This is a genomic window from Pseudomonas sp. TR47, from assembly GCF_044143025.1.
GTDB lineage: Bacteria > Pseudomonadota > Gammaproteobacteria > Pseudomonadales > Pseudomonadaceae > Aquipseudomonas > Aquipseudomonas putida_E.
This window is the reverse complement of record NZ_JBHFCS010000001.1, coordinates 64,341-81,022: the sequence shown is the minus strand read 5'-3', so window position 1 is coordinate 81,022 and position 16,682 is coordinate 64,341. Positions and strand designations below refer to the sequence as shown.

18 protein-coding genes are annotated in these 16,682 nt (G+C 60.6%); 12 read left to right on the top strand and 6 right to left on the bottom strand.

The window, feature by feature from the left end; all coding sequences use genetic code 11:
- The first annotated feature begins 2 nt into the window (after window positions 1–2).
- The 4 genes from rimM (at window position 3) to ACEWE8_RS00405 (ending at window position 2,190) form a co-directional block, all read left to right on the top strand.
- Entirely contained in the window at window positions 3–539 is a 537-nt protein-coding gene (gene rimM, locus ACEWE8_RS00420) for a ribosome maturation factor RimM (protein ID WP_012315970.1), read from the top strand.
- A 3-nt stretch (window positions 540–542) separates the two neighbouring features.
- Window positions 543–1,295 (top strand): tRNA (guanosine(37)-N1)-methyltransferase TrmD, encoded by a 753-nt coding sequence (gene trmD / locus ACEWE8_RS00415; protein ID WP_008094486.1) that lies wholly within the window; start codon window positions 543–545, stop codon window positions 1,293–1,295.
- A gap of 42 nt (window positions 1,296–1,337) precedes the next feature.
- Window positions 1,338–1,688 carry a 50S ribosomal protein L19 gene (gene rplS, locus ACEWE8_RS00410; protein WP_008094487.1) on the top strand — a complete coding sequence of 117 codons (351 nt, stop codon included), beginning with the start codon at window positions 1,338–1,340 and terminating at the stop codon, window positions 1,686–1,688.
- Between the two features lie 94 nt (window positions 1,689–1,782).
- Window positions 1,783–2,190, top strand: coding sequence for an acyl-CoA thioesterase (locus tag ACEWE8_RS00405; protein ID WP_046784369.1), 408 nt, complete (start codon window positions 1,783–1,785; stop codon window positions 2,188–2,190).
- Window positions 2,191–2,194: 4 nt separating this feature from the next.
- Here the strand turns inward: ACEWE8_RS00405 and ACEWE8_RS00400 are convergent, their stop codons facing one another.
- Entirely contained in the window at window positions 2,195–4,021 is a 1,827-nt protein-coding gene (locus ACEWE8_RS00400; RefSeq protein ID WP_046784368.1) for a sodium:proton antiporter, read from the bottom strand.
- Between the two features lie 68 nt (window positions 4,022–4,089).
- Between ACEWE8_RS00400 and xerD the strand changes: the two genes are divergently transcribed.
- The 6 genes from xerD (at window position 4,090) to ACEWE8_RS00370 (ending at window position 9,748) form a co-directional block, all read left to right on the top strand.
- On the top strand, window positions 4,090–4,986 hold the full coding sequence (gene xerD / locus ACEWE8_RS00395; RefSeq protein WP_039603504.1) for a site-specific tyrosine recombinase XerD: 897 nt from the start codon (window positions 4,090–4,092) through the stop codon (window positions 4,984–4,986).
- A 152-nt stretch (window positions 4,987–5,138) separates the two neighbouring features.
- Window positions 5,139–5,900, top strand: coding sequence for a bifunctional protein-disulfide isomerase/oxidoreductase DsbC (gene dsbC, locus ACEWE8_RS00390; protein ID WP_046784367.1), 762 nt, complete (start codon window positions 5,139–5,141; stop codon window positions 5,898–5,900).
- Between the two features lie 82 nt (window positions 5,901–5,982).
- Window positions 5,983–7,287: a homoserine dehydrogenase gene (locus ACEWE8_RS00385; protein WP_046784366.1), complete on the top strand. Its 1,305-nt coding sequence runs from the start codon at window positions 5,983–5,985 to the stop codon at window positions 7,285–7,287.
- Between the two features lie 165 nt (window positions 7,288–7,452).
- Window positions 7,453–8,862, top strand: coding sequence for a threonine synthase (gene thrC, locus ACEWE8_RS00380; protein WP_046784365.1), 1,410 nt, complete (start codon window positions 7,453–7,455; stop codon window positions 8,860–8,862).
- Between the two features lie 126 nt (window positions 8,863–8,988).
- Window positions 8,989–9,387, top strand: a complete 399-nt coding sequence (locus ACEWE8_RS00375; RefSeq protein ID WP_012315963.1) for a histidine kinase — start codon at window positions 8,989–8,991, stop codon at window positions 9,385–9,387.
- A gap of 79 nt (window positions 9,388–9,466) precedes the next feature.
- Window positions 9,467–9,748, top strand: a complete 282-nt coding sequence (locus ACEWE8_RS00370) for a DUF3509 domain-containing protein (RefSeq protein WP_080765825.1) — start codon at window positions 9,467–9,469, stop codon at window positions 9,746–9,748.
- Between the two features lie 128 nt (window positions 9,749–9,876).
- Here the strand turns inward: ACEWE8_RS00370 and ACEWE8_RS00365 are convergent, their stop codons facing one another.
- Both ACEWE8_RS00365 and ACEWE8_RS00360 read right to left on the bottom strand, forming a co-directional pair.
- Window positions 9,877–10,737 carry a TIGR02285 family protein gene (locus ACEWE8_RS00365; protein ID WP_080952052.1) on the bottom strand — a complete coding sequence of 287 codons (861 nt, stop codon included), beginning with the start codon at window positions 10,735–10,737 and terminating at the stop codon, window positions 9,877–9,879.
- Window positions 10,738–10,751: 14 nt separating this feature from the next.
- Complete coding sequence (locus ACEWE8_RS00360) at window positions 10,752–11,951, bottom strand: CaiB/BaiF CoA-transferase family protein (protein WP_046784362.1); 1,200 nt, start codon at window positions 11,949–11,951, stop codon at window positions 10,752–10,754.
- Window positions 11,952–12,083: 132 nt separating this feature from the next.
- Here ACEWE8_RS00360 and ACEWE8_RS00355 point away from each other — a divergent pair, with 132 nt between their 5' ends.
- The gene (locus ACEWE8_RS00355) at window positions 12,084–12,626 is read left to right on the top strand and encodes a YaeQ family protein (RefSeq protein WP_046784361.1); all 543 of its coding nucleotides are present in this window, start codon (window positions 12,084–12,086) and stop codon (window positions 12,624–12,626) included.
- A gap of 12 nt (window positions 12,627–12,638) precedes the next feature.
- Window positions 12,639–14,348, top strand: a complete 1,710-nt coding sequence (recJ, locus tag ACEWE8_RS00350; protein WP_046784360.1) for a single-stranded-DNA-specific exonuclease RecJ — start codon at window positions 12,639–12,641, stop codon at window positions 14,346–14,348.
- A 116-nt stretch (window positions 14,349–14,464) separates the two neighbouring features.
- On the opposite strand, the gene ACEWE8_RS00345 is transcribed toward recJ, so the two are convergent.
- Genes ACEWE8_RS00345 through ACEWE8_RS00335 form a run of 3 tightly spaced genes read right to left on the bottom strand, consistent with a single transcriptional unit; the run spans window position 14,465 to window position 16,511 of the window.
- On the bottom strand, window positions 14,465–14,995 hold the full coding sequence (locus ACEWE8_RS00345) for a hypothetical protein (RefSeq protein ID WP_189339936.1): 531 nt from the start codon (window positions 14,993–14,995) through the stop codon (window positions 14,465–14,467).
- A 60-nt stretch (window positions 14,996–15,055) separates the two neighbouring features.
- Complete coding sequence (locus ACEWE8_RS00340) at window positions 15,056–15,925, bottom strand: hypothetical protein (protein ID WP_080952051.1); 870 nt, start codon at window positions 15,923–15,925, stop codon at window positions 15,056–15,058.
- The gene (locus tag ACEWE8_RS00335) at window positions 15,918–16,511 is read right to left on the bottom strand and encodes a 2OG-Fe(II) oxygenase (RefSeq protein ID WP_080952050.1); all 594 of its coding nucleotides are present in this window, start codon (window positions 16,509–16,511) and stop codon (window positions 15,918–15,920) included. The genes ACEWE8_RS00340 and ACEWE8_RS00335 overlap by 8 nt, the downstream gene beginning before the upstream one ends.
- Between the last annotated feature and the right edge of the window lie 171 nt (window positions 16,512–16,682).

The window sequence follows — 16,682 nt, the reverse complement described above, 5'->3', positions numbered from 1 at the left end:
ATATGAACGCGACGCCAGAAAAGGCTGACGACCTCATCGTCGTTGGCAAGATTTTTTCGGTTCACGGCGTTCGCGGCGAGGTGAAGGTGTATTCCTTTACCGATCCGATTGAAAACCTGTTGGATTATCCACGCTGGACGCTTCGGCACGAAGGCAAGGTAAAGCAGGTCGAGCTGGTCAGCGGTCGTGGCTCCCAAAAGGGCCTGGTCGTTAAACTGAAAGGCCTCGATGATCGTGATGAAGCGCGTCTTCTGAGCGGCTTCGAAATCTGCATCCCGCGGAGCCTTTTGCCCAACCTGGCCGCAGACGAGTACTACTGGTACCAACTGCAGGGCCTGAAGGTCATCAACCAGGACGAACAGCTGTTCGGCAAGGTCGATCACCTGTTGGAGACCGGTGCGAACGATGTAATGGTGGTCAAGCCCTGCGCAGGCAGCCTGGATGATCGCGAGCGTCTGTTGCCCTATACGGCGCAATGTGTGCTGGCAATCGACCTGGAAGCAGGCGTGATGCGGGTTGAATGGGACGCGGACTTCTAAACGATGGGTAACCTTCGCGTAGACGTCATCACGTTGTTCCCCGAGATGTTCTCGGCCATCACTGAGTACGGCATTACCAGCCGCGCGGTAAAACAGGGGTTGCTTCAGGTGACCTGCTGGAATCCGCGGGACTACACCACAGATCGCCACCACACAGTGGATGATCGGCCGTTTGGCGGTGGCCCGGGCATGGTGATGAAAATCAAGCCTCTGGAAGACGCCCTGGTTAGCGCCAGGCAAGCGACCGGAGCATCGGCAAAGGTGATCTACCTTTCGCCGCAAGGCCGCAAGCTGACTCAGCAAGCGGTCAAAGGCCTGGCCGAACAGGAATCGCTGATCCTGATCGCCGGTCGTTATGAAGGCATCGACGAGCGCTTTATCGAGGCTCATGTCGATGAGGAGTGGTCGATTGGCGACTATGTGCTTTCCGGTGGCGAGCTGCCGGCCATGGTACTGATCGATGCGGTTACACGGCTGCTGCCCGGAGCTTTAGGGCATGTGGACTCGGCGGAGGAAGACTCCTTCACCGACGGTCTGCTCGATTGCCCGCACTACACCCGACCTGAGGTGTATGCGGATCAGCGTGTTCCCGACGTGTTGCTAAGTGGCAACCATGCACACATCCGGCGTTGGAGAATGAAGCAGTCCCTTGGTAGGACCTTCGAACGACGCGCCGATCTTCTGGAAAGTCGCTCGCTTTCTGGAGAAGAGAAGAAGCTGCTCGAGGAATATCTCCGCGAGCGGGACGATAGTTAAACGTATCGATGGTGGATCACGTATCCATCTTAGGAGCACAGCATGACCAACAAGATCATCCAGCAGCTCGAAGCCGAGCAGATGAGCAAGGAAATCCCGACCTTCGCACCAGGCGACACCATCGTCGTTCAGGTTAAAGTGAAGGAAGGTGAGCGTTCCCGTCTGCAGGCGTTCGAAGGCGTTGTTATCGCCAAGCGTAACCGCGGCCTGAACAGCGCTTTCACCGTGCGCAAAATCTCCAGCGGCGTTGGCGTTGAGCGTACCTTCCAGACCTACAGCCCGCAGATCGACAGCCTGGCCGTGAAACGTCGTGGTGACGTGCGTAAAGCCAAGCTGTACTACCTGCGCGACCTGTCCGGCAAAGCCGCTCGCATCAAGGAAAAACTGTCCTGAGTACAGTTTGCCCGGTGGCCCTGGCCGCCTAGCGAGAAAAAAGCAGCCTTCGGGCTGCTTTTTTGCGTTTTGAAACCCGAAAGAAGTGACGGACATGACCAGCCGAGACCAGGAAATTCAGCTCCGCACCGAGTTTTCGGTGACCCGCGTGACCAAAGCGGTGTTCCCCAACACCACCAACCACCACAACACCTTGTTCGGCGGCACTGCGCTGGCCTGGATGGACGAAGTGTCGTTCATCGCCGCTACGCGCTTCTGCCGGCTGCCGCTGGTGACCGTGTCCACAGACCGTATCGATTTCAAACACCCGATCCCGGCAGGCTCGATCGTCGAGCTGGTGGGAACGGTGATCAAGGTCGGCAACACCAGTTTGCAGGTTCAAGTGGACGTATTCGTCGAGAACATGTACCTGGATGGGCGCGAGCGGGCAATCCATGGTGTGTTCAGCTTTGTCGCCATCGACGAGGACAAGCGCCCGGTGCCGGTGTTGCCACAAGCCTGAAGGCTCAACCCGGCGCGGCAGTCGTCTCGGTGATGGGGGCCGGTTCCACCAACGCCACCAGGGTCCAGCCAGGTTGCGGCGCAAGCGGGTTCTCGGGGCTTGATACATGCACCCAGCCCTGGGCATCCCGGGCAAACAACAGATGTGCGCGCTCGCCATGCAATGCCTGGTAATTGTCCCAGTCGAAGCCCTCGGTAAGGTTGGTGCTGTACAGTTCCGCGCCATGATGCAGGCGATTGGCCATTTGCTGGTAGGTCATCGGGCTTGAGCCCAGCAGTTGGCCACGGTGCTCTTCGCTGGCCCGGTGCTTGTCGCTGCGCTGCTTCTCCAGGCCGCTGGCCAGCACATACAGGCGGCCGTGGCCGAAGTCATGACGAAAGCGCGCACAGGCCAAGGCGTTGATCTCCCCGGCAGGCGACAGCCCCAGCAGGTGGCCGAGGCCTACCAGGTCCAGGTGTGCGTCGGCATGCTGCGAAGCCGGGTTGCCAAAGTAGGTCGGCAGCCCCTCCATGCGTGCCGCACGAATGTTTTCCCAGCTCGAATCGGTCAGCAACACACGGCAGCCCAGTTGCTGCAGGGCCTTGCCGATGGCGCGTGCGGGTTGGTTGGCGCCGACGATGAGAAAGCCGCTGGGCGCCGGCTCCGCCACCTTGAGCAGGCGCGCCAGGGGGCGCGCCGTAGCGCTCTGCAGCACGACGGTGCCGATGATCACGGCAAAGGTGAGCGGCACCAGCAGCAGTGCGTCCTGATGCCCGGCCTCATGCAGGCGGATGGCGAATATCGCCGACACTGCGGCGGCAACGATACCGCGTGGTGCGATCCAGGCCAGCAGGGCCCGTTCCCGCCAGTTCAGCGAGGACCCCAGCGTTGACAGCAAGACATTCAGCGGCCGCGCCACCAGCTGGATCACCAGCAGCAGTGCCAGTACGGCCGGGCCCAACCCCAGCAGGGCATGCAGATCGAGCCGCGCGGCAAGCAGGATGAACAGGCCGGAGATCAGCAGTACGCTGAGGTTCTCCTTGAAGTGCAGGATCTGCCGTACATCGACGCCACGCATGTTGGCCAGCCACATGCCCATTACCGTCACCGCCAGCAGCCCGGACTCGTGAACGATCTGGTTGGCGGCGATGAAAATACCCAGTACGGCGGCCAGTGACGCCAGGTTGTGCAGGTATTCCGGCAGCCATTGCTCGCGCATGATCTGCCCCAGTAACCAGCCACCGGCGGCGCCCAGGGCGCTGCCGCAGAAGATCACCCCGGCAAAGGTCCCCAGGCTCTGGCTCAGGCCATCGCCATCGGCGCTGGCGATGATGAAGCTGTACACCACGACGGCGAGCAGGGCACCGATCGGGTCGATGACGATGCCTTCCCAGCGCAGGATGTTGGCAATGGTCGCCTTCGGCCGTACCACGCGCAGCATGGGCACGATGACCGTAGGGCCTGTCACCAGGGTCAAGGTGCCGAACAGGATCGCCAGCGGCCAGTCGAAACCCAGCAGCCAGTGTGTCGCCAGGGCGATCACCAGCCAGGTCGACAGAGCGCCGACGGTGACCAGGCGGTGCACCACGCTGCCGATGTCCCGCCATTGCGAGAGGTGCAGGGTCAGGCTGCCTTCGAACAGGATCAGTGCCACCGCCAGTGACACCAGCGGCATCAGCAGCGGGCCGAACAGCGCTTGCGGGTCGAGCCAGCCGAGCAACGGGCCGACCATTATCCCGGCCAGCAGCAGGAAGAGAATCGCTGGCAGCTTCAGGCGCCAGGCCAGCCACTGGCAGGCGAGGGCGGCGGCACCGATACCGCCCACACTGAGTAGGATCTGCTGTTCGTTCATGCGGGCTCCCTATGCCGGCGTTGTTATGAAAGACTAAGCGTCATTTCGTCGTTTGCCACCGAGTTTTCATGCCAGCCCTTGACCACCCCTTGATCGACCAGTTCCTTGATGCCCTGTGGCTGGAAAAAGGCCTTTCAGACAACACTCGCGTCTCTTATCGCAGTGACCTGGCGCTGTTCAATGGCTGGCTGCAGGATCACGGCCTGGCCTTGCCTGCCGCCGGCCGAGAGCTGATCCTCGATCACCTGGCCTGGCGTCTGGATCAAGGCTACAAACCGCGTTCCACTGCGCGTTTTCTCTCAGGTCTGCGTGGCTTCTTTCGCTACTTGCTGCGGGAAAAGCTCATTGCCGTCGATCCAACCCTGCAAATAGAGATGCCTCAGCTGGGCAAACCCTTGCCCAAGTCGTTGTCGGAAGCCGACGTCGAGGCCCTGTTGCAGGCCCCGGACCTTGGCGAAGCCATTGGCCAGCGCGACCGTGCCATGCTTGAAGTCCTGTACGCCTGTGGTCTGCGCGTTACCGAACTGGTCAGCCTTGCCCTGGACCAGGTGAACCTGCGCCAGGGCGTGCTGCGGGTGATGGGCAAGGGCAGCAAGGAGCGCTTGGTGCCGATGGGCGAAGAGGCGGTGCTGTGGCTGGAGCGCTACCTGCGCGACGGCCGCGCCGAACTGCTCAGCGGGCGCCCGAGCGATGTGTTGTTCCCCAGCCTGCGCGGTGAGCAGATGACCCGCCAGACGTTCTGGCACCGCATCAAGCATCACGCGCGAGTTGCCGGCATCGACAAGCCGCTGTCACCGCACACCCTGCGGCACGCCTTCGCCACCCATCTGCTCAATCATGGTGCCGACCTGCGCGTGGTGCAGATGCTGCTGGGGCACAGCGACCTGTCGACCACACAAATCTATACCCATGTGGCCAAGGCCCGCCTGCAGCAACTGCACGCACAGCACCACCCGCGTGGATGAATGATTTTCATGTTCCGCCGGCCGGTACTCGCAGACCCCTCCACCGGTAGCGTGTTGTGGTAGGCTTGGGCGGTTTGCACCAAGGGCCGCACGGTCGCCGCGTTTTTGCGCAGGTGACGCCCTCCGGCCCCTGTCCGCCCTCAGGAGTTCCCATGCGCGTGACCCAGATTTTCGCCGCCGCCGCGTTGGCGCTGGCCAGTACCTTTGCCGTTGCCGCGGCGACCGACAGCAATACCGCTGCCGAGCAGGCGATTCGCAAGTCGTTGCAGAACCTTGAGCTGGAAGTGCCGGTCGAGAGCGTGGCCAGCAGCCCGCTCAACGGCCTGTATGAAGTCAAGCTGCAGGGCGGCCGTGTGCTGTACGCCAGCGCCGATGGCCAGTTCGTCATGCAGGGCTACCTGTACCAGATCCAGGACGGCAAGCCGGTCAACCTGACCGAGAAAACCGAGCGCCAAGGCGTAGCCAAGCTCATCAATGGCATTCCAGCTGCCGAGATGGTGGTTTATCCTGCCAAGGGCCAGACCAAGTCGCACATCACCGTGTTCACCGACACCACCTGCCCGTATTGCCACAAGCTGCACGCCGAAGTGCCGGAGCTCAACCGTCGCGGTATCGAAGTGCGCTATGTCGCCTTCCCGCGCCAGGGCCTCGGCTCGCCGGGTGACGAGCAGTTGCAGGCCGTGTGGTGCTCCAGTGACCGCCGCGCAGCGCTGGACAAGATGATCGACGGCAAGGAAATCAAGGCTGCCAAATGCGCCAACCCGGTCGGCAAGCAGTTCCAGCTGGGCCAGTCGATCGGCGTCAACGGCACGCCGGCGATCGTGCTCGAAAACGGCCAGGTGATTCCAGGTTATCAACCGGCACCGCAAGTGGCCAAACTGGCCCTGGCCGGCCAGCAGCAGGCCGCCAAGTAAATCATTCAGTACGCCGTCGTCATGGGGTGACGGCATGTTTCACGGTCGGCGCAGGTGCCGGCCGTTCAATGGGGAGTTCACAGTGAAACCGGTCAAAGTAGGCATCTGTGGGTTGGGGACCGTCGGTGGCGGAACCTTCAATGTACTTCAGCGCAACGCCGAGGAGATTGCCCGCCGTGCCGGGCGCGGTATTGAAGTGGCACAGATCGCCATGCGCTCGCCGAACCCGAACTGCCAGATTACCGGTACCCCCATTACCGCTGATGTGTTCGACGTTGCGAGCAACCCGGAGATCGACGTTGTCATCGAGCTGATCGGTGGCTACACCATCGCCCGCGACCTGGTGCTCAAGGCCATCGAAAACGGCAAGCACGTGGTGACTGCCAACAAGGCGCTGATCGCCGTTCACGGCAACGAAATTTTCGCCAAGGCCCGTGAGAAGGGCGTGATCGTTGCGTTCGAAGCCGCAGTGGCCGGTGGCATCCCGGTGATCAAGGCGATCCGCGAAGGCCTGTCGGCCAACCGCATCAACTGGCTGGCCGGGATCATCAACGGCACCGGCAACTTCATCCTCACCGAGATGCGTGAAAAAGGCCGCGCCTTCCCCGACGTGCTGGCCGAAGCGCAGGCGCTGGGTTATGCCGAAGCCGACCCGACCTTCGACGTCGAAGGTATCGATGCTGCGCACAAGCTGACCATCCTGGCGTCCATCGCCTTTGGCATCCCGCTGCAGTTCGACAAGGCCTACACCGAAGGCATCACCCAGCTGACCACTGCCGACGTGAACTACGCCGAAGCCCTGGGCTACCGCATCAAGCACCTGGGTGTAGCCCGCCGCACTGCCGAAGGCATCGAGCTGCGCGTGCACCCGACGCTGATCCCGAGCGATCGCCTGATCGCCAACGTAAACGGCGTGATGAACGCCGTGATGGTCAATGGCGATGCGGCCGGCTCGACCTTGTATTACGGTGCCGGCGCCGGCATGGAGCCCACGGCTTCCTCGGTGGTCGCCGACCTGGTTGACGTGGTCCGCGCCATGACCTGCGACCCGGAAAACCGCGTGCCGCACCTGGCCTTCCAGCCGGACTCGCTGTCGGCGCACCCGATTCTGCCGATCGAAGCTTGCCAGAGCGCCTACTACCTGCGCATCCATGCCAAGGACCACCCGGGCGTGCTGGCTCAGGTGGCGAGCATCCTGTCGGAGCGCGGCATCAACATCGAGTCGATCATGCAGAAAGAAGTCGAGGAACAGGACGGCCTGGTGCCGATGATCCTGCTGACCCACCGTGTGGTCGAGCAGAGCATCAACGACGCCATCGTTGCTCTGGAAGCCTTGCAGGACGTGGTCGGCAAGGTCGTGCGCATCCGCGTCGAACAGCTCAACTAAGCGGCAAGCTTCAAGCTGCAAGCTGCAAGAAAAAGCAGTTCGGTGTTGGGGCTTCTAACAGTTTAAATTTGCGGCAAGGGCAGTGCAGCGCGTAAGAAAAATGCCGAACAGCTTTTTCTTGGCGCTTGCAGCTTGCAACTTGCCGCTCGAACCGAAGGTTTGCATATGCGCTATATCAGCACCCGCGGCCAGGCACCGGCCCTGAATTTCGAAGACGTCCTGCTGGCTGGCCTGGCCAGCGATGGCGGCCTGTACGTGCCAGAGAACCTCCCACGCTTCACCCAGGAAGAAATCGCTTCCTGGGCTGGCCTGCCGTATCACGAACTGGCCTTCCGTGTGATGCGCCCGTTCGTCGAGGGCAGCATTGCCGACGCCGATTTCAAGAAGATCCTGGAAGAGACCTACGGCGAGTTCGCCCACGCTGCGGTCGCTCCGCTGCGCCAGCTGAACAGCAACGAGTGGGTTCTTGAGCTGTTCCACGGCCCGACGCTGGCCTTCAAGGACTTCGCCCTGCAGCTGCTCGGGCGTCTGCTCGACCACGTACTGGCCAAGCGCAACGAGCGCGTGGTGATCATTGGCGCCACCAGTGGCGACACCGGCTCGGCCGCCATCGAAGGCTGCCGTCGCTGCGACAACGTCGACATCTTCATCCTTCATCCGCATCAGCGTGTGTCGGAAGTTCAGCGCCGTCAGATGACCACCATCTTCGGCGACAACATCCACAACATCGCCATCGAAGGCAACTTCGATGACTGCCAGGAGATGGTCAAGGCCAGCTTCGCCGACCAGTCGTTCCTCAAAGGCACCCGCCTGGTCGCAGTCAACTCGATCAACTGGGCGCGGATCATGGCCCAGATCGTCTACTACTTCCACGCTGCCCTGCAGCTCGGTGGCCCGGCGCGTTCGGTGGCGTTCTCGGTGCCGACCGGCAACTTTGGCGACATCTTCGCCGGCTACCTGGCACGCAACATGGGCCTGCCGGTCAGCCAGCTGGTGGTTGCCACCAACCGCAACGACATCCTGCACCGCTTCATGAGCGGCAACCAGTACGTCAAGGAAACCCTGCACGCGACCTTGTCGCCGTCGATGGACATCATGGTTTCGTCCAACTTCGAGCGCTTGTTGTTCGACCTCCACGGTCGCAACGGTGCCGCTATCGGCGAACTGATGGCCAACTTCAAGCAGGGCGGCGGTTTCAGCGTCGACCAGGACCGCTGGACAGAGGCGCGCAAGCTGTTCGACTCGCTGGCAGTGAGCGACGAGCAGACTTGCGAGACCATCGCCGAGGTCTTCGCCAGCACAGGTGAAGTGCTCGACCCGCATACCGCGATTGGCGTAAAGGCCGCGCGCGAATGCCGTCGCAGCCTGGATACCCCTATGGTGGTGCTGGGCACTGCGCACCCGGTCAAGTTCCCGGAGGCTGTGGAGAAAGCGGGCGTCGGCAAGGCGCTGGAGCTGCCTGCGCACCTGAGCGACCTGTTCGGCCGTGAGGAGCGCTGCACGGTGCTGGCCAACGACCTCAAGGCAGTCCAGGCCTTCGTCAGCCAGCACGGTAATCGCGGCAAGCCGCTTTAATCGTGATGAGAGGGGCCGCTGCGCGGCCCCTTTTTTAGATTTTTCCCCGGTTTCATTCAGACTTTTCCTATGTAAAACGCGTTGAGCGCTGCATACAGTGGCCCGTCCTTCCCTCAGGAGCGGCTCATGCATCAGCCCTACGTGTTGATTCACCAGGCTCGGCCTTCCCACCAGATTCTCCTGCATCAGGCGTGCAATGCCCTGGGCGTTTTCGATGTGCGCATCACCCATGATCTGGTTGACCTCAATGCCTGCCTGGCACGCAAGCGCGGTGCCGATCTGCTGATCCTCGACCATGCGATGAAAGGCGGCCAGGCCCTGCTCGAACGCCTGGAGCGCAACCGCTGTTCACGCGCTTTGCTTTTCGTCGGCTGTGCCAGCAAGCACCGGCCCAACCTTGCCGAGCAAGCTCGCGAGCGTGGCCTCTGGGTGCTGGCCGACCTGCCCTGGCCGCTACCGGTGCGGCGTTGGCAGCAGGCCTTGCAGCGTATTCAAACGGTCACATCACCCACGCATGCTCACTGAAACAGCTGCAGCGCAACGAACTTTCCGCTGCGCTTGCTGGTCAGTTCCTTCATATACCACCACGCAGCGAGTGATCCGGATGGAAAGAATCTGCAGACTGCTTAATGACGCCCTGAGCCCCTATCAGACCCAGCTAGGCACCGCCGATGCCATTGGCAACCGGCAACTCACCGTTTTCGACAGTCTCGGTGGCATTACCTTGCGCCGAACGGTCAGCCAGCGCCAGTTGCAGGAGCAAAGCCTGCTGATCGACCTGGTCGATGGCCTTCACCGTGACCTGCAGATAGCCGAGGGGCGCCTGCAACCCTGTGTCATCGCCGCGTTGCAGCAACGTCAGCATCCTCAAGGAACCTTTGCCTGAGTGGCGCATCAGAGACAGTAGGGCAGCCAGCCAGCACACAGCTCCGGTGATGGCGGGTTGTCGCGGGAAGTCCATGAGGACTTTCGATTGGCCCCGGGCGTCCTCCCCAGCGTCCCGGGGTTTCTTTTTTATCGCGCTTCGAAAAAATGCCTGCTCTGTTCCAGATATTCTTCTTGCAGCTCCGGATCCAGCCATTTGGCGTAAAGTGCGGGCAGGGTGTCCCGGCGTAGCGGGGGCAACAATTGGTCTATATGCGCGACCGCTGCGTGCCCCAAGGGGGAATCGGAGCAGCCCACATGCAAGAACTGGTAGCGGTTCACCCCTTGTATCGGGTGAAACTGGTACTCATCGAGCGAGCCGCCTTGCTGCTGGATCAGGTAGCGCACTTCCGGCCAGTAGCCGAGCACCAGTTGCAGGCGCCCCAGGCGCTGCATCTGCAGCAGATTGGCAGTGGCATCGTTACCATAGTGGCGGCTGAGGACTGCGTCGGGGAGCTGGTGCAGGATCTCGTCGATCTGTGTGTTGTAGCTGCGTCCGGCGACGATGCCAAGCTGCAGTTGCGTGTCGCTCAACAAGCGTTTGAGGTCAACCTGCGCACCATCCAGAAACGGTGCCAGCAGAGATCCGGCTTGCTTGCGTACGACCAGGCCACCGCTCATCGCCCCCAGCACCGGTTCGGAGAAATGCACGAACTTCGCACGCTCCGGTGTCCACAGCATGGTCGGATCGCAGGTGAAGCTGGTAGGGTCCTGCAGCATCTGTATGCCGCGCGCCCGAGTGACCCGTACGATGTCGTGGTCGTACTCGGGCATCTGTTCGATCAGCAGCGCCAGCATCCGGTCGATCGCACCTTGGCCCTTGGCCGCACCCTCCAGGATGGTGAAGGGCGGCAGGTCGCGGACCAGCCATATCAGGCGTTCCTTGGCCTGCACTGGCGCGATGGCCATGGCGAGCAGCAGCCCGCACAGCAGGGACAGGAACGCGCGCACGGGCGGGGGCGACCTCAGACCGTGCCTGCCTGGCGCAAGCTGGCGATGGCGGCGGCGTCATAACCCAGGGTGCCAAGCAGGGCATCGGTGTGCTCGCCCAGCGCCGGGCCTACCCACTCGGCCGAGCCGGGTGTTTCGGACAGCTTGGGTACAATGCCTGGCATCTTGAACGCTTTACCGTCCGGCAGGCGGGCCTGCAGGAACATCTCGCGGGCCAGGTACTGCGGGTCGTTGAACATGTCTTCTGCCGAGTAGATTCGGCTTGCCGGCACTTCGGCGGCTGTCAGTACCTGCATCACCTGCTCCAGGGGCAGGCTGTTGGCCCAGCGGTCGATCACCCCGTACAGTTCGTCACGCCGCGCATCGCGGCCATCATTGCTGGCCAGCGTCGGGTCGTCGGCCAGGTCGTTACGGCCGATGGCCTGCATGAAACGTTTGAATATCGCATCGCCATTGGCACCGATCTGCACGTGCTTGCCGTCGGCGCTGGTGTGGATGGAAGAGGGCGTGATGCCCGGCATGATGTTGCCGGTGCGTTCGCGAATGAAGCCAAACACATCGAACTCGGGAACCATGCTTTCCATCATGGCGAAGATTGCCTCGTACAGCGCCACGTCCACCACCTGGCCCTGGCCGCCGTTGACTTCGCGGTGGCGCAGCGCCATCAGTGCGCCGATCACGCCCCACAATGCAGCGATCGAGTCGCCGATGGAGATGCCGGTGCGCACCGGTGGGCGGTCGTCGAAGCCGGTGATATAGCGCAGGCCACCCATCGACTCGCCCACGGCACCGAAACCTGGCTGATCCTTCATCGGCCCGGTCTGGCCGAAGCCTGACAGGCGCACCATCACCAGTTTCGGGTTGAGCTCGTGCAGCACATCCCAGCCCAGGCCGAGCTTTTCCAGCACGCCTGGGCGAAAGTTCTCGATGAGAATGTCGGCCTCGGCCAGCAGCCGCTTGAGGATCTCGCGACCATCGGGATGCTTGAGGTTCAGCGTCAGTGACTGCTTGTTGCGCGCCTGCACGAACCACCACAGCGAAGTACCCTCGTACAGCTTGCGCCATTTGCGCAGCGGGTCACCGCCGTCGGGCGACTCGACCTTGATCACCTCGGCGCCGAACTCGGCGCAGATGCGCGAAGCGAACGGGCCAGCGATCAGGGTGCCAAGCTCGATGACTTTCAGGCCGGCGAGGGGTTTGCTGGGCGTAGGCATGGGGCATCCGTGGCAATTGGGCAGAACCGTGGTTTTATCATAGGTCGGTAGCGGCAGATACTGCTGCGGCGCAACGAAGATCAGGATCGGGTAGACTGTGTGACTTTTCTTTGCGCAAGTAGCCCTTCGACCATGGCCCAGCCGTCCACCACCTACAAATTCGAACTGAATCTGACCGATCTCGATCGCGGCGTGTACGAAAGCGTCAAGCAGACCATCGCCCGTCATCCTTCGGAAACCGAAGAGCGCATGGCCGTGCGGCTGTTGGCCTACGCACTCTGGTACAACGAGAATCTGTCGTTCGGCCGCGGCCTGTCGGATGTCGACGAGCCTGCCCTGTGGGAAAAGAGCCTGGACGACCGCGTACTGCACTGGATCGAAGTGGGGCAGCCGGACGCTGATCGCCTGACCTGGTGTTCGCGCCGTACCGAGCGCACCAGCCTGCTGGCCTACGGCAGCCTGCGTGTATGGGAGAGCAAGGTGGTTGGCGCGGTCAAGAACCTGAAGAACCTGAACATCGCCGCTGTGCCGCAAGAGGTGCTCGAGGTGCTTGCCACGGACATGCCGCGCAGCATCAAGTGGGACGTGATGATCAGTGAAGGCACAGTGTTCGTCACTGATGACCGTGGCCAGCACGAAGTGCAGCTGCAGTGGCTGCTCGGTGAGCGTGGCTGAGCCAACCGACCCATGCGTATCGAACCCCGCCCGCTGCCGCCGACCCTGCCGTTTCTCGGTAACCTGCCACCCTTGCTGACCCGCTTGTATGCCGCCCGCGGCGTGCAGTCCGAGGCCGAGCTGGACAAGAGCCTGGCGCGGCTGTTGCCCTACCAGCAGCTCAAGGGCATCGATGCCGCTGTAGACTTGCTGGTCGAAGCGCTCGACCAGCGCCAGCGCATCATCATCGTCGGCGACTTCGATGCCGACGGCGCCACCGCCAGTACTGTCGGCGTGCTCGGCCTGCGCCTGCTGGGCGCGGCCCATGTCGACTACCTGGTGCCCAACCGTTTCGAATATGGCTATGGCCTGACCCCGGAGATCGTCGAGGTGGCGCTGCAGCGCCAGCCGCAATTGCTGATCACGGTCGACAACGGCATTTCCAGTGTCGAGGGTGTGGCGGCAGCCAAAGCGGCTGGGCTCAAAGTGCTGGTCACCGACCACCACCTGCCGGGCCAGCAATTGCCGGACGCCGACGCTATCGTCAACCCGAACCAGCCAGGTTGCGACTTCCCAAGCAAATCGCTGGCCGGCGTCGGGGTGATCTTCTACGTGCTGATGGCCTTGCGCGCGCGCCTGCGCAGCCTGGGGCGCTACCAGACGCAAGCACAACCGAACATCGGTGAGCTGCTCGACCTGGTCGCGCTGGGCAGCGTAGCCGACGTGGTGCCGCTGGATGCCAACAACCGCATCCTCGTGCATCAGGGCCTGGAGCGCATCCGTGCCGGCCGGGCGCGGCCGGGGCTGAAGGCGATTCTGGAGGTGGCACGTCGCGATCACCGGCGTATCACCTCCACTGACCTGGGCTTCATTCTAGGCCCGCGGCTCAATGCCGCCGGGCGCCTGGACGACATGAGCCTGGGTATCGAGTGCCTGTTGTGCGAGGACGAGGCGCTGGCCCTGGACATGGCACAGCAGCTCGACGGCCTGAACCAGGACCGCAAGTCGATCGAGCAGGGCATGCAGCGCGAAGCCTTGGCCCAGCTCAAGGATTTGCCGGTCGAGTCCATGCCTTACGGCCTATGCCTGTTCGATGCCGAATGGCACCAAGGTGTGATCGGGATCCTCGCCTCACGCCTGAAAGAGCGTTACCACCGGCCTACTATCGCCTTCGCCGATGCCGGTGACGGCATGCTCAAGGGCTCGGCGCGGTCGGTACCGGGCTTTCACATCCGTGATGCGCTGGATGCAGTGGCAGCGCGCCAGCCTGAACTGATCAGCAAGTTCGGTGGGCATGCCATGGCTGCGGGCCTGTCGTTGCCCGAAAGTCATTTCCCGGCGTTCGCCGAAGCGTTCGATGAAGAAGTCCGTCGCCAGTTGCGCGAAGAGGATTTGACCGGCCGTCTGCTTTCGGATGGCAGCCTGGCGGTGGAGGAATTTCACCTGGACCTGGCCAAGGCCCTGCGTAACGCCGGGCCTTGGGGGCAACACTTCCCCGAACCGCTGTTCCATGGTGTGTTCCAGCTGGTCGAGCAGCGCGTGGTCGGCGAGCGCCATCTTAAAGTGGTGCTCAAGAGTGAGTGTGGCTCGGTGCGGTTGGATGGCATTGCCTTCGGCATCGACCGCGAGGTGTGGCCGAACCCGACCGTGCGTTGGGTGGAGCTGGCGTACAAGCTGGATGTGAATGAGTTTCGAGGTAATGAAAGTGTGCAGCTGATGATTGCGCATATGGAGCCGCGCTGAGGAGCACTACAAGTGCCTGCCTTGGTTTTGCGGGGTTGTGGAAGTTGAGCGCCGCCCTGACTCTGCAACGTCCATGTGCATTTTGGCTACTCGCGCAGCGAAGCCGAGAAATCCTGCTATGTTTCGACCGCACGCTGTTGCTTCTTATTTCGCAGGTTTTGCCAGTGAATCACTGCGGCCCCTGCAAATGAGAGGAGGCTGAACGTGCAGACGAACACGATCCCTTCTACAGCTTTCCGATCACTCGTTTCGTTTACACGCTGCCTGAGTGAAGGGTCGGATAATATTTCATCTTTAGTCGATAAAGTCCTCGCGATAGGGCCGGAAAGGGTGTTTTCGACTTCTATGAATAGAGGTGTTGTTTTGCTGACGTTGGCGTTGTCGTAGCGGGACCTGTCCACGTACATCCATGTTTTAACCCGTTGGCCATTAGGCGCATTGTAACGAACACCTAAGCCATATATGGATTTGTCGTACTCCCAAATCTCAGGGTTTGAAGTCAGCGACGCGGGTATGCGAACCCATGGAGCGGTAGCGGGCTCGATTTTCTCTCCGAAGTCATAGAGAAATATGGGTAGTAAAAAGAGGAATGCGATCCCCGTCAATATCAGGCACTTCACACGGTCATGCGCAGGCATGCTGCGCATCAGTTTGATCCAAGCTCCCCAAGTTAGCATTGGTGTCTCTCTCTTAGAGGTGATTGCCGGTCAGCGATATTTGTCTTGCTGCGGTGCATTGCAGCAAGCATATTTATCTTGCCCTGCGCCAAACCCAACGGTAATTGATGGCGTCGGCCCTGCCGGAGGCTGCCCGGTTAAGCTTTCAATTCCTATGGTCAGTGTTGCGCCTCCTGAGTGCTCAGGCGCAGATGGCGTAACGGGTAGATTATTGCCTCCATGGGGGATGGGGCGAGTACTTGCGTTGGTTTTGAATTCCTCAAGTATTCGGGTGTCTAACTTGATGTCGTGAGTAGTAGGGTTCCATGTAATGACCGTGATCAATCCGCCGAAATGAGCGGCTATCGACGCTGGGTCTGTTACTGTTAGGTTTGGTGCAATGAGGGGTGTAGAGGGTTCTTGTGTCACATCATGGGTTTTCAATGCATTGATGATGGCGTCCGTAGCGGTTTTTTGGATTCTCCGGGCTAGCTCTGAATTATATGTCCCTATCAGACTTGCTGCTAGTGATACGGCGGTGAAGGAACCGGCGGTCAAAGGTCCTCCTAGCAATAGTGCAAAACCCGCGACGACACCGGCGACGTTACCCACCAGGCTGACTACGTCGCCATAGTTTAGCTTTTGATTGTCTCGGTATTCGGCAACAATCTTTAAGAAAGTAACCGTTCCTGCGAGGGAGTTGGTGGCGATATTGATAAATGGTACTGCCCCCGCCGTCATCTGGGTGACTGAAAGTACAGAGGCGACTGCGGTGCTGGTTTGAGCACCTTGTACTATCAGTGAAAATCCCTTTTTATCGGTATTGAACTGATCATGTACGGCCGAAGCTGCTCCAGCCTGGAATCCAGGTTTTCCCACACGGTCTACCATGGCAACAAATATTTCCACGCGATTACTCATGCGACTTGCTCCTGATTGTTTTGAACGCAAGTGTCACTCGCAAACGATCGCATTCAATTGCTGGCGATTTTGCTCGGTGTGGAATTTCGCCGTTGAACACTACGATGCGTTTAGGTTTTGGAAGAACGGCAGCGATAATGTCGTTTTTTATGTCATTGCAAAACATGAGTTCGCCTCCCCAAGTCGTGGCCCAATAATCGTTGCAGAAAATCACTGCTGTCTGGCCGGGTTCGCTTGGTAGGTTGTCTCGATGAATCGGGCTGTCCTGCCCTGCTGTCTGTCCGTTTGCGTATACGCCAAGTAGTCTGGAGTTTTTAATGTGGGTCGCTTTCAATCGATGCCAGATATGAGCCAGAAAACCCCAGCGTTTATCATTTTCCAGCTCTTCCTCACAGCATTCGAGGGATTCGCGGCGGCTTCCTGCAATGAAAAAATGCCAGCAGGGACGAGAGAAGGGTGTTGAGTTTACCGGCCAGTCATATCTCCATAGGGCATCAGAAAATGCCTTGGTAAGCAGAAGCTGTTCGTGGTCGGTAATGGCGTTATCGAGCGTGCTTATATCTTGTGTGGAGAAAAATTTGTCCATTAATCTTATTGTCAGGTCAGTGGGTGTTTTCTTCGATTTACGAAGATTTTTCGCATGTCGAGGGCGATAATGACGATAGTTTTATTTGTGTCGGGTGGCGATAGGGCACAGCACTCGCTTATTGAGAAGAATTTCTTACCGGGCCGTAGGATTATTAAAGTTGTCTTGTAG